Origin of the sequence: Bacillus sp. 165, from assembly GCF_017742235.1 — a bacterium.
Lineage (GTDB): Bacteria > Bacillota > Bacilli > Bacillales > Bacillaceae_G > JAGHKQ01.
The window spans coordinates 25,790-50,433 of sequence record NZ_JAGHKQ010000009.1; the positions used below are offsets into that span (position 1 = coordinate 25,790).

Sequence of the window (24,644 nt, forward strand, 5' to 3'; positions counted from 1 at the left end):
AATATTATGAATGTTTACTTTATAGAGAAGCCGAAATGCCGCAAGCAGCACTCAAGCTCACTTTATCGTTTATCAATACGCACAGTGAAGAAATCACCAATAAATTGAACAATGAACACAAGAATCAAAATTAAAACAGTTGCAACGAATGTTACATCATTATTCGAGCGTTGAAACCCTTCCATAAATGCTACAGTTCCTAAGCCGCCTGCACCTACAACACCCGCCATTGCTGTGTAGCCTACAAGAGCAATTGTTGTCACGGTAATACCGGATACAAGCGCTGGCAACGATTCTGGAATTAATACTTTAAAAATAATCGTGCTTGTTTTCGCACCCATTGCTTTTGAAGCCTCAATTACACCTTTATCAATTTCACGAAGTGCAATCTCGACCATACGGCCGTAAAAGGGCGCCGCTCCAATGATTAAAGCTGGCAGTGCAGCATTGGCTCCAAGCATGGACCCAATCAACAGTTTGGTGAACGGAATCAACAAAATGATTAAAATAATAAACGGAATGGAACGAAAGATGTTTACAAATGCACCGATTAAAGAGTTGACTGCTTTGTTTTCCCACAGATTATCCTTAGACGTCATAAACAAAAGAATCCCAATTGCCAGTCCAAGAATACATGTTGCTACTGACGCAATAGCTGTCATATAAAGAGTTGCTAGCGTTTCCTCTACCATATATCCCCAATCCACATTCGGAAAAAGCTCGTTAAGCACTTGTAATCACCTCCAGCTCTACTTTTTGCTCTTGAATAAAAGAAACGGTTTTTTCGATTTCTTCCTTCGGACCATGCAAATGAACTAATAAATTACCGTATGATCCATGTGATGTTTGTGAAATATTTCCTTGCAAAATGTTAACTTCAATATCGTTTGATTTCATCAATTGGTGAATAAACGGGCGTTCTACCGCATCACCAACAAACTTCAGCCGTACCACCTGACCTGTCGGGTACTTCTCTACTAAATGATCGATCGTTTCATTTGTATCGTCAGAATCTGTAATCTGTTTTACAAATCGTTTAGTGATTGGCTGCTTCGGCTGGCGGAATACCTCAAGCACGTTCCCTGTTTCCACAATATTCCCTTGCTCCATTACCGCCACGCGATGGCAAATTTTTTGAATCACGTGCATTTCATGTGTAATTAACACAATCGTTAAACCCATACGCTTATTAATATCTAAAAGCAAATCTAAAATCTGATCTGTTGTTTCCGGATCAAGTGCAGATGTTGCTTCATCACAAAGCAATACTTTCGGATTATTCGCAAGTGCCCTTGCAATACCGACCCGCTGCTTTTGCCCGCCGCTCAGTTCAGAAGGATACGCATCTTCTCTTCCCTCTAATCCGACAAGACGAATCAGCTCCTCTACACGCTTTTGCTGTTCCTTCTTAGAAACGCCTGCGATTTCCAAAGGAAACGCGATATTCTCACGCACAGTACGTGACCATAGAAGATTAAAGTGCTGAAAAATCATCCCGATTTCTTGTCTAGCCTTACGAAGCTCTTTTCCTTTGATAGCAGAAATTACACGACCAGCTATTGTAATTGTGCCAGCTGTCGGTGTTTCCAGCTGATTTAACATACGGATTAACGAGCTCTTTCCTGCCCCGCTGTATCCAATTACCCCAAATATCTCACCTTGCTCTATCTGAAGATTCGCATCGTGAACCGCTGTGACATCACCTTTCTTCGATTGATAAATCTTTTTTACCTTTTCTAATAAAATCATGCTGCCTCACCTCTTTTGCAAAAAATAATTTGTAACCAACAAAAAAACCTTTCTGCAGACATGAGCAGAAAGGTTTTGAGCATTCAAAATAATCCTTTCCTCTCATCTCTCAAAGCATACTGCTTTGCAGGAATTGGCACCATTTCAACACGATTGTTGACGGTTGCCGGGCTTCATAGGGCACAGTCCCTCCACCTCTCTTGATAAGAGAAAACCAGATAAAATATCTGACTTTATATATTCAATTAAGAATCGCTATTGCATGATATGAATTCTATCAATCTCATAATAGTATGTCAATAAAATTTTTTAAAAATTTCCGATGATTTTTAAAACAATTAAATACTACCTTATGTAAAATTACAGAAAAATCAAGTGTGAAGAAGCATATTAACAATACATACCTCAATCAAAAATTCGACGTAATATAACTATATGAGAATAGTATATTTACAGTGTTCATACCGAAAAATTAACAATAGCCTAAAAGAAATCTGCATCATAAGAAATCTCCCTATCCATTTGGATTAAAAAACATGGTATTGTCCAAATACAGACTTATATTACACTGATTATCTGCATATATGCTAAAAATTCATGGATATCTCTTCAACTGCATACAATGCTATGAAACCTTTTGTAGAGGGGCGAAGAGATGCTTAGAAGCAAGAACTCTCCATTAACGATTGAACAGATGATCGGCATAATCCAAAACGGTCTTACTCAATCACAATCCCCAAAGCATATTATCATCATTGGTGCAGGTATGGCAGGACTCGTTGGAGCCTCTTTATTAAAAGGAGCTGGACATAAAATCACTCTTCTAGAAGCAGATGAACGGGTTGGCGGACGCGTGTACACCATCCGCTCTCCCTTCAGTGATGGCTTATACTTCAATGCAGGAGCCATGCGGATTCCTAACAATCACTCTTTAACTCTGGAGTATATTAAAAAATTCACATTGCCGACAAATCCATTCATTAATCAGACCAAGGCAGATATTATTTATGCCAACGGGATTTTAACACGCCTCAATGTATTTGAGCATAATCCCAGCATTCTACATTATCCAGTCGCCCCTCACGAAAGAGGGAAAACAGCTGAAGAACTCCTGTATTCAGCCATACAGCCCATTATCGATTTTATTAACCAAGATCCCGTAAGAAACTGGCCTCTTATCGAAACTAGATTTAGAAACTGTTCCCTAGGCACTTTCTTAAACTCTTACTTTTCAGATGGTGCAAACGATATGATTGGTGTACTGCTCGACTTGGAAGCGTATATGGGAATGTCCTTTATTGAAGCATTACGTGAGCTTAATTTGCTTACATCAACAATGTATTTTTATGAAATAACAGGTGGTATGGATCGATTACCGAAAGCATTTCTCCCTCAATTACAAGAAGACATTCTATTCCACCAAAAGATGAACCGGATTATCCAAGCTGACAATGCTGTAACAATTCATGCTATTCATCAAAAAACTTCAGAAATCTATACTGTAACAGGTGATTTCGCCATAGTAACTGTACCTTTTTCAGCCTTGCGGTTTGTGAAAATTGAACCTTACCATTCTTTTTCTTACATGAAACGGAAAGCCATTCGTGAACTTAACTATATGTCTGCAACCAAAATTGCCATTCAATTTAAACACAGATTTTGGGAAAAGACGGGGCAAAAAGGCGGTAAATCCATAACTGACCTGCCTATCCGATTTACATATTATCCAAGCTACGGAATTGGAACTGAAGGACCCGCGGTAGTTTTAGCGAGCTACACATGGGCAGACGAAGCACTAACAGTAAGCAGCCTTTCTGATGAAGAACGTATCCGATATGCTTTACAAAACCTATCAGAAATGTACGGAAAGCAAGTCTATTCCGAATTCATTTCAGGAGCCTCCTTCAGCTGGAGTCAGAATCCTTATTCATGCGGAGCCTTCACAGCTTTCAAACCAGGTCAGCAAAAAGAACTCTATCCCTCTATTACAGTTCCAGAGGAAAGAGTATATTTTGCCGGGGAGCATACTACACTCTCTCACGCTTGGATACAAGGAGCCATTGAATCAGGAATACGTGTTGCGCATGAAGTGAATCATTTGCCAACTTGAACGCGAGAATGCCCCCAAAGGTCGTGCTTATGCTCACCTTTGGGGGCATTCTCATTTCCGTTTCAATTAATTGATTTTCTTCAGCGTGAAACATTTTCAAAAATTACTTTGACACATAGAGTAATTAACGATAATATTACTCTATGTGATAGTGTTCTATCACATAGAGTAAAAATTATTAACCCTAAGAACAAAATATCTGTATACCTAGATTAAGGAAGTGAAACATGATTAGAAGTGATATTATCCGTGGACATTTGGATGCAATTATTTTACGAATTATTTTTGAACAGGATCAATATGGCTATGAAATATCCAAACAAATTAGCTTACGTACAAATGACCGTTTTCAAATTAAAGAAGCAACACTATATGCAGTCTTTCAACGACTGGAGAAAAGAGAGCTGATTGAATCTTACTTAGGCAGCATTTCTCACGGCGGAAAAAGAAAGTATTACAGAATAACAACGTTAGGAAAGGCTTACCTCAGAGAAGCTATAGAAGAATGGAACGAAACAAAAGAAATCATCAATTTGTTTATGGAGGGATTAGAATGAAAAAAATTAACAATCACGTAGAAGAATTATTTAAGGATATTCCTAATAACGAAAATACAGAAGCAATCAAACAAGAAATATTACAAAATCTCGAAGAAAAAGTTTGGGATTTGATGCAGCAAGGAAAAGAGGAAGAAGATGCCATAAATAAAGCAATTGTAGACTTTGGCGATATCGGAGAGCTAAGAAAAGAATTAGATGCCAGACTGCCCGAAAAGAAAGATATGACCAAATTAAACTTAGGGTTTTCCATTGCGGGCAGCGTATTAATTATCAGTTTGTTTATTTTCATTAACTTTTATTATACACCACAGACTATTTGGTTCGTTTATCCAACATTCATGGTATTATGGTGGCCTTTAGCCATGTATTTTTATTGGCTGCGGAAAAGGTAAGGAGAATGCTAGTATGAATAAATCATTTCTGAGCTTTGCTGCAGCAGGGAGTATTATGAGTATTATATTTTTGGTCATCGTCAACTTGCTGACAAGCCCCGAGACTATTTGGTATATCTACCCATCACTTGCATTCATTTTATGGCCGATTTATATCTATTCACTTCAAAGAGGGAAATATAAATCCTTCTCCCTTCTAGTCAGCTTGTTCTTAGTTATATATTTAATCACTCAAAACTATATAAGCACACCAAGTTATCCTTGGTTTTTGTATGCAATATATCCGATCATTTGGTGGCCGATTCTCATATTCTTGGGAAAACATACGAAACTGTTCAAAGTTTCATTGTTCGGAAGCATTAGTACCATTGTATACTATTCACTTCTAAATGGTATTCTTTCCCCCGAGTATCCATGGGCAATATACCCTGCATTTGTTGTATTATGGTGGCCTTTGGCTACTTACTACGCTAAAAACAAACGATATTACGAGTTTTCCATTAGTTCCAGCTTGTTGATCAGTACCTTTTTTATCACTGTAAACATTATTTCGTCTCCACACACAATTTGGGCGGTATATCCAATTTTTGTAGTCCTTTGGTGGCCTTTAAGCATGTATTTTTATAGCTATAAAAGAAAAGGTCATTAGTATAGGAACATAGCGAACTAGACAGTTTTATACTTTCCTATCAATAAAAAGACTCTAGCGCAATACTGCTGCTAGAGTCTTTTCTCTATTATATTACTTTGTTTCCACAGATGTGAAAAATTGCGGTAAATACTCTTTATGCGCCTCTAGCATTTCATCTAAAATTTGTTTTGCCGTTGTGTCAGATGGAACAAGGGGATTGATAGTCATAGCAACAAGTGCTGTGTTGTAATCTCCCGTAACCGCAGCTTCCGCGGCCACTCTTTCAAAGGATTTGATTTGCTGGACAAGACCGGTCACAGCAACCGGAAGATCACCGACAGAGATGGGTTTTGGCCCTTCCTTTGTAATGACACAGTTCACTTCTACCGCAGAGTCATAAGGAATACTCATAATCGCTCCATTATTTCTCGTATTAACCGGCTGAATATCTCTCTTATCATTGTAGATAGAGCTGATTAGATTACATGCGGCATCACTATAATACGCGCCGCCTCGTTTTTCCAATTGAGGAGGCTTAATCGCTAAATTAGGATCCTTATATAGCTCAAATAAATCTTTTTCCACCTGCTTTACCACTTCTGCTCGAGTGCCGACTGTTTTAGCCGCCTCCCTCTCCTCTTCCAGCATTTTGCTAGTTTGATAGTAATAGCGGTGATACGGACATGGCAACACCTTGAGCCCTTTAACAAATTCCGGCTCCCATCCAAGGTCAACAATATTTTTCATCGTCACGCCGGATTTCTCTTTACTAGTCAATTTATCAAGTACAGTTTCTGTTATATTTTTGCCGTCTAAGTAGATATTCAACCCAAATACCATATGATTCAATCCTGCGAAGTCAATATGAAGTCTTGCAGGTGCTGCTTCAAGCATGTTGGCAATTCCCATCTTCATTCCCACAGGAACATTGCATAACCCTACAACCTTCTCGATATTGCTATAGCGAAGCACCGCTTCTGTAACCATACCGGCAGGATTTGTAAAGTTTACAAGCCAAGCATCAGGACATAACTCCTCCATATCTTTACAAATATCTAAAATAACTGGAATCGTACGCAACCCTTTAAACAAGCCGCCAGGTCCATTTGTCTCTTGACCGATTACACCGTATTTTAACGGGATTCTTTCATCCTTCGCACGAGCGTCGAGCAAACCGACACGGAATTGAGTTGTAACAAAATCCGCATCCTTCAATGCCTCACGGCGGTCAAGTGTCAGATGAATTTCCATCGGCACACCTGCTTTTTCTACCATTCTCTTCGCTAATGTTCCCACAATCTTCAGCTTTTCTTCTCCCTGTGGAATATCGACAAGCCATAGCTCTCTCACTGGAAGTTCATCATAACGTTTAATAAATCCTTCTACCAATTCAGGAGTATAGCTCGATCCCCCGCCAATTGTCGCAATTTTAACGCCTTTTTTCATCGTTTTTTCCTCCATACATTGAAATAAGGTACTTGCCATTACACTATTCTTACTTCACAGTGTATATGCTTACAAAACACACGTAAATATTGCGGAAGCATCTAGATTTTTATGCCTCTGGAAGTAATTTGTTACATTTGAGAAACACATTGTTTCTTTGATATAGTAAAGAAAAGGAAGGTTGAGGAACGCTATGTTTACCAATGAAATGATTACAAGCTTTAATGAGTTAGAGTTGTCTCTATATAACTATATTTGTAAAAATAGTAATACAGTTATTTACATGCGTATTCGTGATTTAGCAGACCAAACCCACATGTCCACTTCTACTATTTTACGATTTTGCCGAAAGGTGAATTGTGAAGGGTTTTCGGAATTTAAAACGAAGCTAAAGCTGTCTTTAGAAAAAGAAGAGGCACCTGTTAGAAGTGCTCAGTACTCCTTTTCTGAATTTATGGAGCGAGCATTGAAAGGAAACTTGGAAGACTATATACACCAAGCTGCACACTTAGTCGCTGGATCAGATAATGTGATTTTCATAGGTTCAGGAAGCTCAGGCATTCTCGCGGAATATGGAGCAAGGTATTTTTCAAGTCTCGGTAAACTCTCCTTACACATTAAAGATCCATTCTTTCCAATCCACGCTCATCACCTTCATAACAGTGTAACCATCGCATTATCAGTTTCAGGGGAAACTTCTTCAACCTTGACACTGATACATAAGCTAAAAAAAGAAGGCAGCAAAATTATCAGCATCACAAATCACAAAAATTGTACTGCATCTAAAATTTCAGATGTAAACATCGCATATTATGTGACAGAAGAACACGTTGGCACATCTAACATTACAACTCAAATTCCAGTGGTTTACATTTTAGAGGAGACGGCGCGCGCGATACATAAGCTTACTAATTCTTCTCATCTGTAACATCTAGAAGAAGGCAGGGGCAAATTTGTTTCTTCTAAGATTCCTGCTGATATCTTTCCAGGCTGCCTCAATCATTTCTAAATTCTCCAGAATGATATTACTACTTTTGAACAGCGATAGATGGTATAGTGTGATGCGGCATCGCCATATCTGTCGTGATTACAGCATACATGGCGAGAATAAATATAATTGTCATAGCAATCGCGATAATTAAGGAAGTATGCTTCCACAACTTTCTTCGTTTACGAAATGGAATAATATTGTTCATAAATATCCCCCTTTTTACAACATTATACTAAAAATTCAGAATATTATAAACGTAATTAAAAAAATCCTCATTAGTTATTCACATGTAAAAAGGGCGCATATACATACTGTTTATCATTCTTTCTTGAGGTCTAATTTGTACAAAATTCCATAAAAAAACTCAACCTTATGCTGAGCTGGTTGAGTTTTTTAAAATTTTGTACAAAGTAAGTTCATCTAGTCCAAAAGTAAACTCTCGGGTGCAACATGACACAAAAAGGGACTCGGTTCACCTATGCTGTAAAGCTGTAAGTGATGCATAGCTCTAGTGCAGGCGGTATAGAACAATCTACGCAAACTCTCATCTCCGTATACCTCTTCCGATGCATCGTAAATGATAACCGCGTCAAATTCGATACCTTTGGCCAAATATGCTGGTATAACAATAACACCCTGCTCGTATTCAATCGAACCCTTCTTCACAAGCTTGATTTCTTGAATGCCTCTTAGCGCTTCGTATGCTGCGGCGCTTTCCTCTGCCGATTTACATATAATCGCTATCGTATTATACTGACGGTTCTGCAGGTCTGCGACCTTAGAAGCTATACAACGATGCAGGTCAGCGCGATCTGACAATTGCGTCAACATAGGCTTCTCACCATCACGTTCAAAAGGAATAATCACTCTTCCTCCTGGCACGAGTCCACGTGTAAACTCCACGATTGGTCTTGTCGATCTGTAGCTTCGGGTCAAGTTTATCACGTTGGTTTCGTCAGCTCCATATAAGCCCATAAGCGCGTGAAAATCATCCATTTCGCCGGCATGAGCGAATATCGCTTGATTAAAATCTCCAAGTACAGTCATCTTTGCGGAAGGAAACAAGCGTTTCAAAAACTCAAATTGAAACGGAGAATAATCTTGCGCTTCATCTACAAGCACATGTTTGATTGACATATTTGTCTGAAACCCGTGAATCAGCTCTTTCAAAAGTAAAAACGGAGTAGCATCTTCGTAAAATAATTTGCCTTCCCCCAGCATTTTCACCGTCAGCAGACAAATTCTCTCCCACTCTTCAGGTGGTTTCTCCTCCATCCACAGTTTAATCCGCGTCGGATCGGCGAAAATCTGCTTGTATATTCCCGTAATGTCGATAAAACGCATCGCACGAATCCATTCACGTAGAGGCTTCAACTTCCTGCGAACAATCATACGTCCAAGCGCCTTTCTCTCTCTTTCATCATCATCAAACGATTCTTCCGTAAAGCTGCGCTTTTTTTGTAATTTGGTATATGCCTTTTGATACTCCTCTTTGCTAAGCAACTCTATTTCTTCCTCGACCCATGACTTCGACAGCTCACGCTTTTCCGTTTCATCTATTCGTTCGTTTAACCACTCTGCCAGCTTCTCAAGTCTATTATTAAAACGAAGTGATGTGTCGCTGCTGTAAAACCTGTCCAGAATTTGTTTCGCAGAGATAAATGGCTTTCCTCTAAATTTAATCCCTTTGAAGATCATTCCGGATGATTCCAATGACTGTCTGTATGCTTTAATGGTGTCAACAAAACGGGTCGATGCTTTGAACTGGATACTCGCAATCCTTGTCTGATAAGAAGTATCCTCCACTTCAGTCAATACATATTCTAATTGCTCATAATTATCCTCAACTTGAAAGATATCGCCCAGCCTATGACGCAAATATTCCTGGAATGTGACCTGTTGCATATTCTCTTCACCAAGCTCAGGTAACACTCTCGATACGTAGCTGTTAAACATCGCGTTAGGAGAGAATAGAATGATTTGATCCGCTTTAATCCAATCCCGATGCTTATAAAGCAAGTAAGCTATTCGCTGCAGGGCTGCCGATGTCTTACCACTTCCTGCTGCACCTTGCACGATAAGCAGCCGCCCTTGGTCATATCGGATAATCTTATTCTGCTCCTTTTGAATACTAGCCACTATACTGTGCAAATGTTTGTTCGTACCCTTGCCAAGCACATGCTGTAAAATCTCATCTCCAATTGTTAGACTCGTATCGAACATTGATTCAATTACACCGTCACGAATAATGTATTGCCACTTTTGATCCAGCTTACCGCGAATTTCTCCTCCTGGAGTGACATATTTTGCTGGACCAGGCGAGTAATCATAATAGACGCTTGAAATCGGTGCCCGCCAGTCGTAGATTAAAAAGTGCTCTCCACTTTCATCAGTGAGAGTAGAGACTCCGATATAAATACGTTCCAAATCAGAAGTTCCTTCTTCAGCGAAATCAATTCGGCCAAAATAAGGCACTTCCTGCATTCGACGCAAAGAGGATAACTGTTTGGCAGCTTGTTTATGACTGCTTTGACTGACGGAAAGAGTTTGAGCTTGTTGCCTTAAACTAATAACCGTCTCAAGAAAATCATCGAAGCTATCTGTATTAACCTTAACTTCATCCCAAAAATTTTTACGGATATCAATTACTTCATTCCTGCGTTGAACAGTCTCACCTTCCAACGTGCTGATTTGCTTCTTAATTGTCTCTAGTACACTATCCAGGCGTTCCTGCTCTTGATGAAGCTCTCTATTCATATCATGCACTCCTTTAAAAAATGAAAATGGGGGTTGACTAAAGAGGTGTTTTATTGTAAAATTATAATAGGTTAACTATAACTATTTTTATAATAAAGTGGTTATCTATATTAATCTACCACGTTCTTTCACTCTAATCAATAGTGTACAGCCTCCTTTGTGCACCCTCATACAAAACACTACATTCCAAAATAAAATATCCCGCTTTAAATACTTTTCGAATATATGCCACCATACTAAAACAGAATCAATTCACAGGCAATTGCAACGGATTACTCATCTTAATATTGATACCTCAATAAAAAACAGCCCAATTTATATCATTTTGGACTGTTAATCCGCTCGCCATTTAAGTTTTTGTATTCGTCAACTGAAGCCCGTTTTTTATTCCTCCATACAAACAAATTCATTCTGATGATGTCGAATATATTCCCCTATCCGCTGTACAGTTATTGGTATCATTTTATGAAATGCATCCTGAAGAGGCTTTAATGAGAATGCAAGCTCCGCATCATCTTCTATGTTATTCCTATAAGTAACATCAAAATCACTCAAGTTATCCGCACACTGAAGGGCCCCTTCTATCCTTTCAAGAAGATGCAGCATATCCCGATCTCCAAAATAGCAAAGCCCTTCTTTGATTCCTAACCATCTTTCAGGTTTCGCCATAAAATACGAGTTCCACCAATGAAAGTCGGCTAAGGATTTTCGCACATGGTTAAAGTACACCCGGAACATAAACAACGCTTGCTGCCCTGCAGTCAGCTTCTCATAAACCTTCGAGTCGTTGCCAAGTGTTTGTTCTATTTTATACGCTTCAATAATCGGTTTAAAGCATGCTTGTCCAAGCGAATCATCATCCAATGAGTCAAACAGCTCTCGCTTCATTTGGACTAATATGACCTCTCACTCCTTTGCAATTACTGGAAACTTAGCAATGATTATTGAACTTCTTCAAATTGTCATTAACAGATTCAATTAATACCTTTTCTACCGCATCGAGTGGCAGTTCGGTGATGCTTTTAAATCTGATGCACCCTTTACCAACATTAAGGTTCCTAAAGTGCTTCAAATGCTTTTGCAGCACCGGCGTATTGAGCATGTACAAGCTTATATACCCCTTTTGTGCCGCAAAGGCGCAAAGCAGACCATTTTGTTCATAATAAGGCATCCCATATTTAATGTATTCTGTCGCATCTGGTGCCGCTGCTACAATTAATTCCCTAAGCCGGATTAGGTCCCCTCTCCGTCTATCTTCAACTTGCGCTAAATATTGTTCTACTGTCTCCATCCCATCACCCCTTCTCAAAAAGAAAAAGGCTTTACGCCCCTAATTGAAATGGTTTACATATATAAAAAACAGACTCCGCCAATAAAACATTTCGATATGTTCCTTTAATCTCGATTTCCCCTCTGCGAATCAGCTGCTGCAGGCGAGTATGCCCCTTAACTACCGCCAGCAGCTCTTCTTCTTTTGCAGAAAGTAGAAGATGACCTATTGTATTTTCCGAAACAAACGTACCATTTTTGGAAAAGTGCAAGGAGCAACTTTCATGTTCCGAGCGGAAGACAATCACTTTTTCTTCTATAGGCAATAACGGCTGAATATGTTCATTTTCCTCCATCCGTTTTACAAATAAACAAAGTGCTTCATACAGCTTCATCGGATTCACTCCTCGCAAAAGTTTCTATATACTACCATTCCACTTTTGCAGCTGTTACTCCTTGCTGATTCTTTCGACAAATGACGTACCGGAAATACTATATTTTGTTGCATTCCTGTTATTTCCTAAGAAATATGTAAAGTACCTATAGTTTCTTGTCGAATTAAAAGGACTGGCACACCTTATTGCCAGTCCTTTAGCTCATGATACAAATATTCTACTGATTGAAACGCATAAATTCGTTTTACCATTTTTCCTTTTTGAAATAAAAGCAGACACGGGACACTTTCAATTTGAAAGTCTCTTGCGAGTTGGGGAGAATAATTCAAATCAAGCATACCAATGGTTAAACTCGGTAGCGCCGCTTCTATCACCGTTATCATTTTCTTTGCTAATTGGCATGTACCGCATAGAGGAGTATATACATATAACATTACTCGGTCCTCGTGTAATATTTGCTTTGCCGCCTGCTCTCCTGTCCACTCTATCATATGTAAACTCAGTCCTTTTTAGCTTTAAGTCTATTGTATCTTGTTTGCCCTGTACACACAACAAATCTCCCTTTAAGGGGAGATTGTCTGTTTTAGCGTAAATATTCAGTATATACATCAATATCGGCACTTATTAACACGCTTGCCAAGTGTTGTTCCGGTGCTGTTGCCACTTCTCGGTACGTTCGGTCAATATACAGATGCTCTGCCCGAGGAAATTCACGCTTCAATTGTTTGCGCAGCTTCTCTCCCGCTTCATCAGCATCTACAAGCACATACACTTCTTTGTCATAAAATTGCTCAATGAATTCATCAAGCTTCGAAAGGCTGATTGTTCCGTTCGTACAAACAATTTCTACAGGCTCTTTAATGATAGTCTGAATTTTTTTCTTATCTGACTTTCCTTCCACAATGATTACTTTTTCAAAATCAATTATCGTCATTATGCATCACCTGACTACGCTTAAACTATAATACAACCTCATTTATTATATAGTATATTCTTTCTTTGCTTGTTGTTTCCTTTTTTCTTTGTTAAGAAAGAAAACTTGACAATAAAAAAACGGACACGACTTATTCAAGTGTAACATTAAAATCTATTTCAGAGGAATGAAAGCCACCAAAAACCACACAGCTCTTATAAGTTGATTCTTTAACCCCTTGATGTTACTACGAGATAAAAAAAAGAAACAGCACAAAATATGCTGTTTCTTTTTACCATTAGTCCTGATTGATCATTTCTTCGTATTGTTCAGCTGTTAATAAGCCTTCCAATTCGCTTTCATTGCTTAACTCAACTACAATCATCCATGCGTTTTCATATGGAGATTCGTTAACAAGCTCAGGGCTGTCGTTAAGGTTTTCATTGATTTCAACAATTTTCCCGCTTACAGGAGCATATAATTCAGAAACTGTTTTAACAGATTCTACGCTGCCAAACGGTTCGTTTGCTTGGATTTCAGCACCCACTTCAGGAAGCTCAACGAAAACGATGTCTCCTAATTCGTGTTGCGCAAAGTCAGTGATACCCACTGATACTTTGTTGCCATCAACTTTTACCCACTCATGTTCTTCTGAATAACGCAATTCTTTAGGAATGCTCATGCTATTGTCCCCTCCAAAAAGTGTGAATGTTATATAAATACCAAATGGTACTTTCCCAAGTTTAGAGCCAAGCTTTTTCAAATTGTTCTTCATTAAATCCTACTGTTATACGCTTCCCGTCCGTGATTATTGGACGTTTAATCAGCATACCATCAGAAGCCAATAACTCCAACAGCTCGTCTTCAGTCGCGGTTTTCACCTTATCCTTTATGCCGAGCTCGCGATATTTTATACCGCTAGTATTAAAAAATTTCTTTAATTCTAATCCACTTTTTTCATAAAAATCCTTCAACAGTTCTTTTGAAGGCGGATTCTCTACAATGTGCACCGCTTCAAGGGCAACATTATGTGCTTCAAACCACTTTTTCGCTTTTTGGCACGAGCCACACTTTGGATACCAATACATCATCACTGTCATATTATCACCAACTTGTCTTTCTTCTCTATTGTAGCACAGACTATTATTTTTTTCACTAGAAGCGAATGCTAAACAGTATTATATTTTCTTTGTTCGTATTTTTTATCCTCCAAAATACCACAAAAAATTTAAACAAACGTTTGATTAAATACTGTATCCCGTTACCAGTATTAAAAAAGCCACTCGACAAATAGTTTAAACAAACGTTTGATTGAATTCATTATAGATACAAAAAATTGTAATGCTCTACCGTTTTAGTTTACACTACTCTCTTTCTATAATAAAAACCCCCTCCACGTTGCGCACCGTGCAGGGAGTTAGTTTTATTAAACAGTGTACTTTTCTTCTTCTAACAGCTTCACAGCGATTTCACGCTTCTTCGCAATTACGTTAATCGGAGTGTGACGAGTAAATTTACGTAGTGCAGAAAGCATCATGCGTAACACATCTCCGCTTTCAACTGCGATTAAAGTTTCTTTTGCATGAGCTTCAATTTCATTAAATGCTTCTTGACAGAATACTTGTGTGTAAAGAAGCTTTTGCTTGCTCTTTTCTAAACCAGCTGTTTTGATTGCTTTTTCCGTACGTAATACAACAGATTCCATAGCGTATAAGTTACTTACGATATCAGCAATATTCACAAGTACTTCTTGCTCTTTATCTAATGCTTTACCATACTTTTGTACAGCCAATCCAGCAATCATTAACCCTATTTTCTTAGCATTTTGTACAAGATATTTCTCCTGCTCAAGCGGACCATCGCCTACTTCTTGCGGGGAAAGCATCATCAATTCTTCTTGAATTTGCTGAGCTTTTTGTAATAATGGAAGCTCACCTTTCATTGCTTTACGAAGGAATGTACCTGGAACAATCAAACGATTGATTTCGTTAGTTCCTTCAAAGATTCTGTTGATCCGAGAGTCGCGGTACATTCTTTCAACCTCGTACTCTGCCATAAATCCGTATCCACCGTGAATTTGTACACCTTCATCAACTACATAATCTAATACTTCAGAACCGAATACTTTATTTAACGAACACTCAATTGCATATTCTGCAATAGACTCTGCTACAGCTTTACCATTCTTTACTTCTTCATCCGTCAACGTGCTCATACGGTTCTCAAATAGCCCTACTGTACGATAGATGGAGCTTTCTGCCGCATAAGTTTTAGTCGCCATGTTTGCAAGCTTCTCTTGAATTAACGGGAAGCGTGAGATCGGCTGTTTAAATTGCTGACGTTGGTTTGCGTATTGTACAGAGATTTCAATTGCACGCTTAGAAGAACCTACTGTACCTACACCTAGCTTATAACGGCCAATATTTAAGATATTAAACGCAATCACATGACCTTTTCCGATTTCACCTAATACATTCTCTTTCGGTACTAGTGCGTCTTCTAAAATTAACGTACGAGTAGAAGAACACTTAATCCCCATTTTCTTTTCTTCCGGACCTGTAGAAACCCCTTGGAAATCACGTTCAACGATAAATGCAGTGAAATGCTCTCCATCTACTTTTGCATATACAACAAATACATCAGCGAATGCAGAGTTTGTAATCCATTGCTTTTCACCGTTCAGTACGTAATGAGTACCTTCTGCATTTAAGCGTGCTGTTGTTTTTGCTCCTAAAGCATCCGAACCGGAACCAGGCTCAGTTAAAGCATATGCTGCCAATTTTTCACCTGTTGCTAATGCAGGAAGATATTTTTGCTTTTGTTCCTCATTACCAAATAACACGATTGGAAGAGAACCGATACCTACGTGAGCACCATGAGAAATTGCAAAACCGCCTGCTAAAGAAAATTTTTCAGCAATTAACGCGGAGCTGACTTTATCTAAGCCAATGCCGCCGTATTCTTCTGGCACATCAGCACCTAACAAGCCTAATTCGCCAGCTTCTTTTAACAGACGTACAGAACGCTCAAATTCGTGTTTTTCTAAATACTCTAATTCTGGTAATACCTCATTTACCACGAAATCTTCTGTTGTTTTTGCAATCAATTTATGCTCATTAGTGTAGTCTTCTGGTGTAAATACCTGTTCAAAAGAAATATCCTCAATTAAAAAGCTCCCACCTTTAACTGCATTTCCAATTGTTTTTTTCATTTTGGATTCCTCCTATTAGAATAGTTATCTTACAATAATTCAAATACTCCCGCTGCTCCCATACCGCCGCCGATACACATCGTAACCACACCAAATTGCTCGCCTCGACGTTTCATTTCATGAACAAGGGATAATGTCAGCTTGGTACCCGTACATCCAAGCGGATGACCTAACGCAATCGCCCCTCCGTTTACGTTTACTTTCTCTTCATCTAATCCAAGCTCACGAATAACTTGGATAGACTGGGATGCAAAAGCCTCATTCAGTTCAAACAAACCAATATCAGAAACCTCTAAACCAGCTAACTTCAACGCTTTTGGAATAGCTGCAACCGGACCGATTCCCATCACTTCTGGTGGGACGCCCGCTACTGCGAAAGAACGAAATTTCGCAAGTGGCTGTAAGCCTTCATTTTGCGCTTTTTCACGATCCATTAATAAAACTGCAGCTGCTCCGTCGCTCATTTGTGAAGAATTCCCCGCTGTTACAGAGCCACGTACATTGAATGCAGGTCTTAATTTACCAAGAACCGTTGCAGTTGTATCTTCACGAACCCCTTCATCTTGCAAAAAGCGAAACGCTTTTTCATGTAATTTATTATCAGCCCCCACAGAACGAAGTGTTACATCAACAGGAACTGTTTCATCTGCAAATCTTCCTTCTTTCAACGCTTTCGCTGCACGCTGATGGCTGCGAACAGCAAATGCATCTTGCTCGTCACGGCTAATACCGTATCTTACCGCTACTTGCTCTGCTGTATGTCCCATGCCCATGTAATATTCAGGTGCCATTTCAACAAGGCGGCTGTTCGGACGAACAACATGCCCCATCATCGGCACTAAGCTCATGGATTCTGCCCCGCCGGCAATTACTGCATCAGAGTGACCAAGCATGATGCGCTCAGCGCCGAACGCGATACTTTGCAGGCCAGATGAACAGTAACGATTAATAGTAATAGCAGGCACAGTATGCGGTAGTCCTGCGAGCGCACCAATATTGCGCGCCATATTTAAACCTTGCTCCGCCTCTGGCATAGCACAGCCAAAAATCAAGTCATCAATATTACCTTCATAGTTATTTGCACGCTTTAACGTTTCTTTTACAACCAATGCTCCTAAATCATCCGGACGCACAGCTGCCAAAGATCCTCTTTTTGCTTTTCCGACAGGTGTTCTAGCTCCTGCAACGATAACAGCCTCTCTCATGGTCTCTCCCCCTTAGTTACGTAATGGCTTTCCTTTTACTAACATGTGCTGCATACGTGCTTGTGATTTCATTTCACTCACTAGCCCTAAGAATGCTTCACGCTCGATATCAAGTAAATATTGCTCATCAACTTCTGTTCCATACGGCACTTTACCGCCGGAGATAACATACGCAAGCTTCTTCGCAATATGCAAGTCATGCTCAGAAATATAACCGGATAAGTGCATTGCTTGTGCACCAAGCACCAATGTCGCATAACCAGGTTCTCCTGTTACCGGTACCTTTTTACGTACAGGCGGCTTGTAACCTGCATCAAACAGTTCGATAACCTTTTGTTTGGCATCATACAATAAGTGATCACCATTTACGCTGATTGCATCTTTTTGTCCTAAAAAGTTGTTCGTGAACGCATCTTGCGCAGACGTTGATACTTTCGCCATCGCGATAGTTTCGAACACTTTATTCGCAACCTTTTGAAGATCAAACTCAATTCCTTTTGGCATTGCTTCTAAATGCTTAATATAAAGCTCTTTGTTTCCGCCGCCACCTGGAATTAAACCTACGCCCACTTCCACTAAGCCCATATATGTTTCACTGGATGCCTGGATGCTTGCTGCCGGCAAGCAAATCTCTGCGCCGCCGCCGAGTGTCATACCATACGGAGCTGCTACAACAGGCTTTTGGCTGTATTTGATTTTCATCATAGCATCTTGAAATTGCTTTACCACCCACTCAACTTCAAAGTAGTTCTCATCTTGCGCTTCCATTAAAATCATTGCAAGGTTGGCTCCTACGCAGAAGTTTTTGGATTGGTTACCGATAACAATTCCTTTATACTGCGGCTTACGTGTTGCTTCATCTACAGCAAAATTAATCATTTGAATGATATCCATGCCGATTGCATTGTTCGGTGAATGGAACTCTAAACCAAGGACTCCGTCACCTAAATCTATTACACTAGCACCTGTATTTTTCTTGATAACACCATTTGTTTCTTTTAATTGCTGTAAATTAATAACCTTTTTGTTTTGTTCTAGGAGCTTATACTCACCATTATCATAGAAATATACAGCTCCATTATCACGTTTATAGAAGGACTCATGACCTTCAGACAGCATTCCTTTTACCCATGAAGGAACTGTCAGACCAGATTCTTCCATCTTTTCAACAGACTTGCGAACACCGATAGCATCCCATGTTTCAAACGGACCTAACTCCCAGCCAAATCCCCATTTTAATGCATTGTCGATAGCCACGATGTTATCAGCAATCTCTTTGTTTAATTTTGCAGAATACAGCAGTGTTGGTATTAAAATATTCCACAACAGCTGTCCCCCACGATCTTTTGCGTATACAAGCGCTTTCAATTTATTAACTAGTCCTTTTTCTTGTTTACTTAGCTCGATAGAGGCCGCTTTTAATTTTTTGCGTGGTTCATATTGCAATGTATCTACATTCAGCTCTAAAATGTCTTTTCCTTGCTTTAAGAAAAAGCCTTGACCTGTTTTACTTCCAAGCCATTTGTTTTCCAGCATCACATGCATAAATGCCGGGACCTGGAATACATCTCGCTCTGCTTCTTGTACATTTTCATATACATTATTCGCAACATGAACGAATGTATCTAATCCGACTACATCCAATGTGCGGAATGTAGCACTTTTTGGACGACCAATTAACGGACCAGTCACAGAGTCTATTTCTCCAACGCTGTAGCCATTTCGCAGCATTTCCTGCAATGTGACTAATAAACCGTAAGTACCAATGCGATTGGCAATAAAGTTTGGTGTATCTTTCGCTTCAACCACACCTTTACCAAGTACATCTTCACCAAATTGTTTCATGAAGTTGAAAATCTCAGGAGCAGTATCTTTTGTTGGTATCACTTCTAGAAGCTTTAAATAACGAGGAGGGTTAAAAAAGTGCGTCCCTAGGAAATGCTTTTTAAAATCTTCGGAACGACCTTCTGCCATCTTTTCAATTGAAATTCCAGATGTGTTAGAGCTGACGATACTTCCCGGTTTACGGAAGGCATCCACACGCTCAAATACTTGCTTTTTCACATCTAAGTTTTCTACAACAACTTCAATAATCCAATCGACATCTTTCAGACGATCCATATCGTCTTCCATGTTTCCTGCCTCAAGCAAAGCAAGATTCTCTTTTGAAGTAAGAGGAGCCGGCTTTTGCTTTAACAGTTTTTGCAAAGCAGTTTGCGTAAAGCGGTTACGAACTTGTTTGTCCTGTAATGTAAGGCCTTTTGCTTCTTCTTCTGCTGTAAGTTGTCTTGGTACAATGTCTAATAATAGTGTTGGAATTCCGATATTTGCTAGATGTGCAGCAATACCAGATCCCATGACGCCGGAACCTAGCACTGCCGCCTTTTTAATTCCTTGGATCATTCTATTCTCCCCCTTGTCTATTGAATGAATACTCATTCAATTTTCGGACAAACTCATTTCAAATCGAGTTCTCTACTATTAAATATATGTTATTTTTTAAATTTTCGCAATATATTTAAAAATAAAAATTAACAGAATTCATAAAACTGCTGTTCTCTGGGCATTCTACACGCAGGGAGGTGTGATACGATTATGGCAAAAGTCAAAAAAAATCCATCCAAAGCTGGTGTCAGTGCTGCAAGTGTAACAGGTCAAGCAGGACCTGTTGATCGCGGTACAGAAAAAGGACGTCAAGGAAACAATCAGCAATACAAGAAACAAAATATGGGCGAAAAGTGATATTGTAGTAGAACAATTTATCATGCAAAAAGCCCCAAAACTAAGCATGCTAATCCGCTCAGTTTTGGGGCTTTTTTTATACAAATCCGAACACCAATCCAGAATACAGTGTTAGATTAGTGCAAGCTCATTAAATATTGGATCTAGTTCTTCAGCTTTTCACTCCAAATAAAAACTGCCGCAGCTTTATTCGCTGCGGCAGCAAGAACATGTCTTATTTTTTCAACATTCCTTTTAATACAAATGCTACGTTTGCTGGACGTTCTGCTAAACGGCGCATGAAATAGCCGTACCAATCGTTTCCGTACGGAACATATACGCGCATTTTATAGCCTTCCTTAACCAGTTCAAGCTGACGTTCAGGACGGATACCGTACAGCATTTGGAATTCAAATTGATCCCTTGGAATATTGTATTCTTTTGCAATTTGCTTTGTATATTCAATCATCGCATCATCGTGAGTTGCGACTGCAGCATAGTTGCCATTTAACAAATGCATTTTAATGATTTTTTTAAAATTCTCATCCACATCTTTTTTCTCAGGGAACGCTACCTCTTCAGGCTCTTTGTACGCTCCTTTTACAAGACGAAGATTTGGTTTATATGCATTTAAATCCTCGATATCCTTCTCTGTACGATACAGGTACGCTTGAATAACAGTTCCAATATTATCGTACTCAGATTTCAACTGCTTGAAGATATCGATTGTTTTTTGACAACGAGAATAGTCCTCCATGTCAATTGTCACGAATACTCCGTTCTCTGTAGCTGCGTCTAAAATGCGGCGCATGTTGGACATTACAAGCTCTTCTGAGATATCAAGTCCCATAGAAGTCATTTTTAATGACAATTGGGAGTTCAGCTTCTCTCTTCCGATTGCTTTAATAGCTGTGATCGATCCCTCAGCCATTTCAATTGCTTCTTGCTCGTTATCCACGAATTCCCCTAAATAATCGATCGTAACGGCGAGGTCCTTTTTATTCAAATCCTTAATAGCTTGTACGGCTAGCTCAATAGTTTCCCCTGCTACAAAGCGCCCCGCACCAAAACGCAATCCGTAGCGCTTAGCAAGTTTTGTTAGCGCTTTGTTTTTAGATAAAAACAAAAAAGAATCACGCATTAATTGTTCCATGTACTTCCACCCCTAGCTGTAATATTCATAATTTTTACTCCGCTCTTCTGCCGAGTGGATCTCTGTTTTGAGAGCGGAAGTCAAATCGGAAAGAACCTCCCGATTTATCCTAATAGATTATATCACCATTAGACATTTTTTGACACAAACAAATATTGCTATCTTTCACTTTTTATTTTATGTATTTCTATGTACATTTTACGTTATATCTTAAAGTAAATTTCACCATCAAAATAACAACAAAGCTGTTGAGAATTCTCAACAGCTTTGTTGTTATTTCTTCTTCCGGTGTGCATCATTCAATTGTTTAATTTCTGCAACAAGATTAACCATTTCTGCTTTCGCATCTGGATACGTTTCATTCCAATGCTTAGCGAGGGCAGGCATAGATTTAGCGATATGGGAATAGAGCGCCCACATTTGTACTTTTTCTTTTAATTCTTCATTACTTGTCCCCAGAAGCAATTCTGTATATTTTTCCAGCAAGCCGTCAAATTGCTGTTGAAAGGTTTGTTCCATCTCCATCCCCCTAGTATTGTTCTTACTCACTCAGCTTCTCTTGCACAGACTTTAGCTTCTTTTCCATACTGCTTTCCTTATCGCGGCGGTCATCGATGCGAAGATTTGTTGCAACACGTTGAATACCCTTTGTAAACGGCACCTCATGCATTTCTTGAATGACTTCAAATAAAACCGGCAGCTCGCCTTCCATAATGGTATTCATAGGAGTAAGCTGATATTTTACGCGATGCGCGTTCTTTTCCAGCACTTTATGAATGTCTGCCACATATTGACTTACACTTGGTGTTTCTGTTCCTATTGGAATAATAGTAATATCTACAATTGCCATGTGAATGCCCTCCTATGTAAAATTCATCCTTATTGTATCACAAAGCTTGTAAACCAATGTCCCACATTTGATTTCTTTCCCTTTACACAATACAAAAAATAACAAATAATGGAAATATATATAAGCGAGGTGTTTCGTTATGGTATACATTCCTGAACAATTTGCCCGTAGTACAGTCGAAATTTTTGCTGAAAAAGGAAAGCAATGGCTTAATGAACTCCCACTTTTGCTCGAAGACTGTGCAACGCGCTGGTCACTGAAAATCCAAGATCCTTTTCCCAATTTAACATATAATTACGTAATTCCCGTTCTCTGTACCAATGGAACAGAAGCTGTATTAAAACTCGGTGTTCCTTGCCTTGAATTTTCACACGAAGCACACGCACTTCGACAATACGATGGGAAAGGGATAGTAAGACCGCTTGCTTGCGATACTGAAAAAGGAGCTATGCTCCTAGAAAAGCTCACACCGGGACAATCATTGGCAAGTATAACAGATGAAGAACACGCAACATCGCTAATAGGACAAGTAATGAAACAATTATGGAAACAGGAGCCAAAGCAGCATTCCTTTCCGGCTATTTCAAACTGGGCAAAGGGTCTTGAACGGATGCGCATTTATTTTGAAGGCGGAACGGGACCTTTTCCAAAACAATTAGTTGAAAAAGCGGAATCTCTTTTTCCGCAGCTTATTGCGTCCATCTCTTCTCCTCTTTTACTGCATGGCGACCTTCATCACGACAACGTTCTCTCTGCCAATCGGGAGCCTTGGCTTGCTATCGACCCAAAAGGCGTAATTGGGGAAGCAGAGTATGAAACAGTAGCATACTTACGAAATCATTTATTAAATCACCCTAATCCAAAGGCGATATTACGGCAGCGCATAGACCAGCTCTCCTCAGAGCTGCAATTAGACCGGGAACGAATGCTGAGTTGGGGGCTTTGCCACTGTATCTTATCTTCCTGGTGGTCCATAGAAGACCACGGCTACGGTTGGGAAAATACAATAAATATTGCTAATATGTTTGATGAATTACTAAAAAAGAAATAATTTTTTACATAAAAATTATTTTGACCAATCCCCCAAGGCATTCTTCATTTTTAACATACTTTCGTTTCCAAACGGGAATGTTTTAAGTGAAAGGAGTGCATACGCATGAGAAAGCAGACAAAAAACGAACCGACCATCGCTCCCGGCATGAGTGATCAGCAAGAACTAAGACAAAGCGCAACGGAAGAAGAAGTAGAAAGAGGGGAATATACAAAAGTAGTTACCCTTTCTTATGATGAAGTGGACCCATCATAATCAAAAAGCTTGAGGACACCCTCAAGCTTTTTGCCTTGCACTTTTATTCTATCCAGTAGTATCCTCTCGTAATAGCGTCCATTTCCTCATATCCAGCCTTTTTGTATACACTTATCGCATTAGGATTGGTCGCATACAAATAACTTATCGTTTTTAGAGTCTTATGATTAAAATCCGTTATAAAATTAATTAATTGACTGCCATATCCCTTCCCTCTTTCATCTTTCTTAGTAAATACGTCATTGATTCTCGAAATGTCATGCTGCTTATATAGTGATGCTGTACAAACAAGATTTCTACCTTTATATCCTCCAAACAAATAAAAGTTTTCTTTACCCATACACTGCATCAAGGCTTTATAACCCCATTCACCCTGTTCTTCATCAGAGCTGTATAATTCATATATTTCTTCATCCATACAATTTATTCTTTTAACATCAATAGTCTTAGCAGTATCAATTAGGTGTTTATTTTTTTGAACAAAAAAGCAAATCTCCTCAATTGATTGATTAAACCCTTTACTTTTTAAATATTGTCCAACCGCGTTTTTATTTTTGGTGAATGTATATACCCGTGGAGTTAAATCTAACGCCTTGTAAAAATTAATAACATCCTCAACCGCGAATGCAAAGTCCGCCCCTTCATTGATAACAGCATGATTACTGTCATAAGATAAAGGATTATTCTTATCATAAAAGATTTTTCCATACGGTTTTTCTATCACTTTCGATTGTATTTCTGGAAAATTCTTTTCGCATTCTATTATTTTATCTACTAACATTTTTATATCCTCCTGTTTCGACCATTACACTCTTCATCCCATAATGTAGCTTCCTCTTACTTACATACCATCCCAATTATAAAAAATGGACTTTGCCCTAACAGAAAAGACAGATTTCAAGCAAAGTAATAAGCTTTTCTTATAATCACTCTTAAAAAATCTCGATTTCCCCTCAGAACAACTTCAGTGTACAGTAGGAGTAGG

The 24,644-nt window shown here is 39.1% G+C and carries 27 protein-coding genes and 1 riboswitch; of the genes, 8 read left to right on the forward strand and 19 right to left on the reverse strand.

Translation table 11 applies throughout. From position 1 onward, the window contains the following. Window positions 1-62: 62 nt before the first annotated feature. Window positions 63-692 carry a methionine ABC transporter permease gene (locus tag J7Q84_RS13505; protein ID WP_209095185.1) on the reverse strand — a complete coding sequence of 210 codons (630 nt, stop codon included), beginning with the start codon at window positions 690-692 and terminating at the stop codon, window positions 63-65. 31 nt (window positions 693-723) lie between these two features. Further along, entirely contained in the window at window positions 724-1,749 is a 1,026-nt protein-coding gene (locus J7Q84_RS13510) for a methionine ABC transporter ATP-binding protein (protein ID WP_209095100.1), read from the reverse strand. 99 nt (window positions 1,750-1,848) lie between these two features. Next, a riboswitch (SAM riboswitch) is annotated at window positions 1,849-1,959 on the reverse strand. A gap of 445 nt (window positions 1,960-2,404) precedes the next feature. Between J7Q84_RS13510 and J7Q84_RS13515 the strand changes: the two genes are divergently transcribed. The 4 genes from J7Q84_RS13515 (at window position 2,405) to J7Q84_RS13530 (ending at window position 5,460) form a co-directional block, all read left to right on the forward strand. Further along, a complete protein-coding gene (locus tag J7Q84_RS13515; protein WP_247739265.1) occupies window positions 2,405-3,859 on the forward strand; it encodes a flavin monoamine oxidase family protein in 1,455 nt (484 codons plus the stop codon). 227 nt (window positions 3,860-4,086) lie between these two features. Beyond that, entirely contained in the window at window positions 4,087-4,416 is a 330-nt protein-coding gene (locus J7Q84_RS13520; protein WP_209095101.1) for a PadR family transcriptional regulator, read from the forward strand. Beyond that, on the forward strand, window positions 4,413-4,811 hold the full coding sequence (locus J7Q84_RS13525) for a permease prefix domain 1-containing protein (protein ID WP_209095102.1): 399 nt from the start codon (window positions 4,413-4,415) through the stop codon (window positions 4,809-4,811). The genes J7Q84_RS13520 and J7Q84_RS13525 overlap by 4 nt, the downstream gene beginning before the upstream one ends. A gap of 13 nt (window positions 4,812-4,824) precedes the next feature. Next, window positions 4,825-5,460: a hypothetical protein gene (locus J7Q84_RS13530; RefSeq protein ID WP_209095103.1), complete on the forward strand. Its 636-nt coding sequence runs from the start codon at window positions 4,825-4,827 to the stop codon at window positions 5,458-5,460. 93 nt (window positions 5,461-5,553) lie between these two features. Here the strand turns inward: J7Q84_RS13530 and J7Q84_RS13535 are convergent, their stop codons facing one another. Next, on the reverse strand, window positions 5,554-6,888 hold the full coding sequence (locus tag J7Q84_RS13535) for a 6-phospho-beta-glucosidase (protein ID WP_209095104.1): 1,335 nt from the start codon (window positions 6,886-6,888) through the stop codon (window positions 5,554-5,556). Window positions 6,889-7,081: 193 nt separating this feature from the next. On the opposite strand from J7Q84_RS13535, the gene J7Q84_RS13540 reads away from it, so the two are divergent. After that, window positions 7,082-7,816: a MurR/RpiR family transcriptional regulator gene (locus tag J7Q84_RS13540; RefSeq protein WP_209095105.1), complete on the forward strand. Its 735-nt coding sequence runs from the start codon at window positions 7,082-7,084 to the stop codon at window positions 7,814-7,816. A gap of 100 nt (window positions 7,817-7,916) precedes the next feature. Here J7Q84_RS13540 and J7Q84_RS13545 read toward each other — a convergent pair whose 3' ends face one another. The 12 genes from J7Q84_RS13545 to J7Q84_RS13600 all read right to left on the reverse strand — a co-directional run bounded on the left by J7Q84_RS13545 (window position 7,917) and on the right by J7Q84_RS13600 (window position 20,032). After that, entirely contained in the window at window positions 7,917-8,084 is a 168-nt protein-coding gene (locus J7Q84_RS13545) for a hypothetical protein (protein ID WP_209095106.1), read from the reverse strand. Window positions 8,085-8,299: 215 nt separating this feature from the next. Further along, window positions 8,300-10,636 (reverse strand): RNA polymerase recycling motor HelD, encoded by a 2,337-nt coding sequence (gene helD / locus J7Q84_RS13550; protein ID WP_209095107.1) that lies wholly within the window; start codon window positions 10,634-10,636, stop codon window positions 8,300-8,302. A gap of 384 nt (window positions 10,637-11,020) precedes the next feature. After that, window positions 11,021-11,524: a hypothetical protein gene (locus J7Q84_RS13555; protein WP_209095108.1), complete on the reverse strand. Its 504-nt coding sequence runs from the start codon at window positions 11,522-11,524 to the stop codon at window positions 11,021-11,023. Between the two features lie 43 nt (window positions 11,525-11,567). Further along, window positions 11,568-11,927 (reverse strand): iron chaperone, encoded by a 360-nt coding sequence (locus J7Q84_RS13560; protein WP_209095109.1) that lies wholly within the window; start codon window positions 11,925-11,927, stop codon window positions 11,568-11,570. Between the two features lie 31 nt (window positions 11,928-11,958). Then, window positions 11,959-12,300, reverse strand: coding sequence for a hypothetical protein (locus J7Q84_RS13565; RefSeq protein WP_209095110.1), 342 nt, complete (start codon window positions 12,298-12,300; stop codon window positions 11,959-11,961). Window positions 12,301-12,482: 182 nt separating this feature from the next. Further along, a complete protein-coding gene (locus tag J7Q84_RS13570) occupies window positions 12,483-12,791 on the reverse strand; it encodes a thioredoxin family protein (protein WP_209095111.1) in 309 nt (102 codons plus the stop codon). 92 nt (window positions 12,792-12,883) lie between these two features. Further along, window positions 12,884-13,228, reverse strand: a complete 345-nt coding sequence (locus J7Q84_RS13575; RefSeq protein WP_209095187.1) for a toprim domain-containing protein — start codon at window positions 13,226-13,228, stop codon at window positions 12,884-12,886. Window positions 13,229-13,511: 283 nt separating this feature from the next. After that, window positions 13,512-13,895, reverse strand: coding sequence for a glycine cleavage system protein GcvH (gene gcvH, locus J7Q84_RS13580; protein WP_209095112.1), 384 nt, complete (start codon window positions 13,893-13,895; stop codon window positions 13,512-13,514). Window positions 13,896-13,956: 61 nt separating this feature from the next. Next, the gene (locus J7Q84_RS13585) at window positions 13,957-14,313 is read right to left on the reverse strand and encodes an arsenate reductase family protein (RefSeq protein ID WP_209095113.1); all 357 of its coding nucleotides are present in this window, start codon (window positions 14,311-14,313) and stop codon (window positions 13,957-13,959) included. A 326-nt stretch (window positions 14,314-14,639) separates the two neighbouring features. Then, window positions 14,640-16,424 carry an acyl-CoA dehydrogenase family protein gene (locus tag J7Q84_RS13590; protein WP_209095114.1) on the reverse strand — a complete coding sequence of 595 codons (1,785 nt, stop codon included), beginning with the start codon at window positions 16,422-16,424 and terminating at the stop codon, window positions 14,640-14,642. A 29-nt stretch (window positions 16,425-16,453) separates the two neighbouring features. Continuing rightward, on the reverse strand, window positions 16,454-17,629 hold the full coding sequence (locus J7Q84_RS13595; RefSeq protein ID WP_209095115.1) for an acetyl-CoA C-acetyltransferase: 1,176 nt from the start codon (window positions 17,627-17,629) through the stop codon (window positions 16,454-16,456). A gap of 12 nt (window positions 17,630-17,641) precedes the next feature. After that, window positions 17,642-20,032: a 3-hydroxyacyl-CoA dehydrogenase/enoyl-CoA hydratase family protein gene (locus tag J7Q84_RS13600; RefSeq protein WP_209095116.1), complete on the reverse strand. Its 2,391-nt coding sequence runs from the start codon at window positions 20,030-20,032 to the stop codon at window positions 17,642-17,644. Window positions 20,033-20,224: 192 nt separating this feature from the next. Between J7Q84_RS13600 and J7Q84_RS13605 the strand changes: the two genes are divergently transcribed. Then, on the forward strand, window positions 20,225-20,371 hold the full coding sequence (locus J7Q84_RS13605; RefSeq protein WP_209095117.1) for a YuzL family protein: 147 nt from the start codon (window positions 20,225-20,227) through the stop codon (window positions 20,369-20,371). 214 nt (window positions 20,372-20,585) lie between these two features. Here the strand turns inward: J7Q84_RS13605 and J7Q84_RS13610 are convergent, their stop codons facing one another. From J7Q84_RS13610 to J7Q84_RS13620, 3 genes are all read right to left on the reverse strand, one after another. Continuing rightward, window positions 20,586-21,503, reverse strand: coding sequence for a proline dehydrogenase family protein (locus J7Q84_RS13610; protein WP_209095118.1), 918 nt, complete (start codon window positions 21,501-21,503; stop codon window positions 20,586-20,588). A 273-nt stretch (window positions 21,504-21,776) separates the two neighbouring features. Continuing rightward, complete coding sequence (locus J7Q84_RS13615) at window positions 21,777-22,022, reverse strand: YusU family protein (protein WP_209095119.1); 246 nt, start codon at window positions 22,020-22,022, stop codon at window positions 21,777-21,779. 22 nt (window positions 22,023-22,044) lie between these two features. Next, the gene (locus tag J7Q84_RS13620; protein ID WP_209095120.1) at window positions 22,045-22,353 is read right to left on the reverse strand and encodes an MTH1187 family thiamine-binding protein; all 309 of its coding nucleotides are present in this window, start codon (window positions 22,351-22,353) and stop codon (window positions 22,045-22,047) included. Between the two features lie 139 nt (window positions 22,354-22,492). Between J7Q84_RS13620 and J7Q84_RS13625 the strand changes: the two genes are divergently transcribed. Both J7Q84_RS13625 and J7Q84_RS13630 read left to right on the forward strand, forming a co-directional pair. Beyond that, window positions 22,493-23,404 (forward strand): aminoglycoside phosphotransferase family protein, encoded by a 912-nt coding sequence (locus J7Q84_RS13625; protein ID WP_209095121.1) that lies wholly within the window; start codon window positions 22,493-22,495, stop codon window positions 23,402-23,404. A gap of 105 nt (window positions 23,405-23,509) precedes the next feature. Next, a complete protein-coding gene (locus J7Q84_RS13630; protein WP_209095122.1) occupies window positions 23,510-23,659 on the forward strand; it encodes a hypothetical protein in 150 nt (49 codons plus the stop codon). Window positions 23,660-23,702: 43 nt separating this feature from the next. On the opposite strand, the gene J7Q84_RS13635 is transcribed toward J7Q84_RS13630, so the two are convergent. Beyond that, window positions 23,703-24,440, reverse strand: coding sequence for a GNAT family N-acetyltransferase (locus J7Q84_RS13635; RefSeq protein WP_209095123.1), 738 nt, complete (start codon window positions 24,438-24,440; stop codon window positions 23,703-23,705). Window positions 24,441-24,644 lie beyond the last annotated feature (204 nt).

Bases quoted from the DNA above. Each gene is read 5' to 3' on its own strand.
- gcvH (WP_209095112.1), bottom strand. From the start codon at position 13,895: ATGAGCATTCCTAAAGAATTGCGTTATTCAGAAGAACATGAGTGGGTA.
- J7Q84_RS13505 (WP_209095185.1), bottom strand. From the start codon at position 692: ATGGTAGAGGAAACGCTAGCAACTCTTTATATGACAGCTATTGCGTCA.
- J7Q84_RS13595 (WP_209095115.1), bottom strand. From the start codon at position 17,629: ATGAGAGAGGCTGTTATCGTTGCAGGAGCTAGAACACCTGTCGGAAAA.
- J7Q84_RS13610 (WP_209095118.1), bottom strand. From the start codon at position 21,503: ATGGAACAATTAATGCGTGATTCTTTTTTGTTTTTATCTAAAAACAAA.
- J7Q84_RS13590 (WP_209095114.1), bottom strand. From the start codon at position 16,424: ATGAAAAAAACAATTGGAAATGCAGTTAAAGGTGGGAGCTTTTTAATT.
- J7Q84_RS13570 (WP_209095111.1), bottom strand. From the start codon at position 12,791: ATGATAGAGTGGACAGGAGAGCAGGCGGCAAAGCAAATATTACACGAG.
- J7Q84_RS13585 (WP_209095113.1), bottom strand. From the start codon at position 14,313: ATGACAGTGATGATGTATTGGTATCCAAAGTGTGGCTCGTGCCAAAAA.
- J7Q84_RS13625 (WP_209095121.1), top strand. From the start codon at position 22,493: ATGGTATACATTCCTGAACAATTTGCCCGTAGTACAGTCGAAATTTTT.
- J7Q84_RS13635 (WP_209095123.1), bottom strand. From the start codon at position 24,440: ATGTTAGTAGATAAAATAATAGAATGCGAAAAGAATTTTCCAGAAATA.
- J7Q84_RS13605 (WP_209095117.1), top strand. From the start codon at position 20,225: ATGGCAAAAGTCAAAAAAAATCCATCCAAAGCTGGTGTCAGTGCTGCA.
- J7Q84_RS13615 (WP_209095119.1), bottom strand. From the start codon at position 22,022: ATGGAACAAACCTTTCAACAGCAATTTGACGGCTTGCTGGAAAAATAT.
- J7Q84_RS13600 (WP_209095116.1), bottom strand. From the start codon at position 20,032: ATGATCCAAGGAATTAAAAAGGCGGCAGTGCTAGGTTCCGGCGTCATG.
- J7Q84_RS13560 (WP_209095109.1), bottom strand. From the start codon at position 11,927: ATGGAGACAGTAGAACAATATTTAGCGCAAGTTGAAGATAGACGGAGA.
- J7Q84_RS13515 (WP_247739265.1), top strand. From the start codon at position 2,405: ATGCTTAGAAGCAAGAACTCTCCATTAACGATTGAACAGATGATCGGC.
- J7Q84_RS13630 (WP_209095122.1), top strand. From the start codon at position 23,510: ATGAGAAAGCAGACAAAAAACGAACCGACCATCGCTCCCGGCATGAGT.
- J7Q84_RS13510 (WP_209095100.1), bottom strand. From the start codon at position 1,749: ATGATTTTATTAGAAAAGGTAAAAAAGATTTATCAATCGAAGAAAGGT.
- J7Q84_RS13545 (WP_209095106.1), bottom strand. From the start codon at position 8,084: ATGAACAATATTATTCCATTTCGTAAACGAAGAAAGTTGTGGAAGCAT.
- J7Q84_RS13520 (WP_209095101.1), top strand. From the start codon at position 4,087: ATGATTAGAAGTGATATTATCCGTGGACATTTGGATGCAATTATTTTA.
- J7Q84_RS13555 (WP_209095108.1), bottom strand. From the start codon at position 11,524: ATGAAGCGAGAGCTGTTTGACTCATTGGATGATGATTCGCTTGGACAA.
- J7Q84_RS13540 (WP_209095105.1), top strand. From the start codon at position 7,082: ATGTTTACCAATGAAATGATTACAAGCTTTAATGAGTTAGAGTTGTCT.
- J7Q84_RS13525 (WP_209095102.1), top strand. From the start codon at position 4,413: ATGAAAAAAATTAACAATCACGTAGAAGAATTATTTAAGGATATTCCT.
- J7Q84_RS13620 (WP_209095120.1), bottom strand. From the start codon at position 22,353: ATGGCAATTGTAGATATTACTATTATTCCAATAGGAACAGAAACACCA.
- helD (WP_209095107.1), bottom strand. From the start codon at position 10,636: ATGAATAGAGAGCTTCATCAAGAGCAGGAACGCCTGGATAGTGTACTA.
- J7Q84_RS13530 (WP_209095103.1), top strand. From the start codon at position 4,825: ATGAATAAATCATTTCTGAGCTTTGCTGCAGCAGGGAGTATTATGAGT.
- J7Q84_RS13535 (WP_209095104.1), bottom strand. From the start codon at position 6,888: ATGAAAAAAGGCGTTAAAATTGCGACAATTGGCGGGGGATCGAGCTAT.
- J7Q84_RS13565 (WP_209095110.1), bottom strand. From the start codon at position 12,300: ATGAAGCTGTATGAAGCACTTTGTTTATTTGTAAAACGGATGGAGGAA.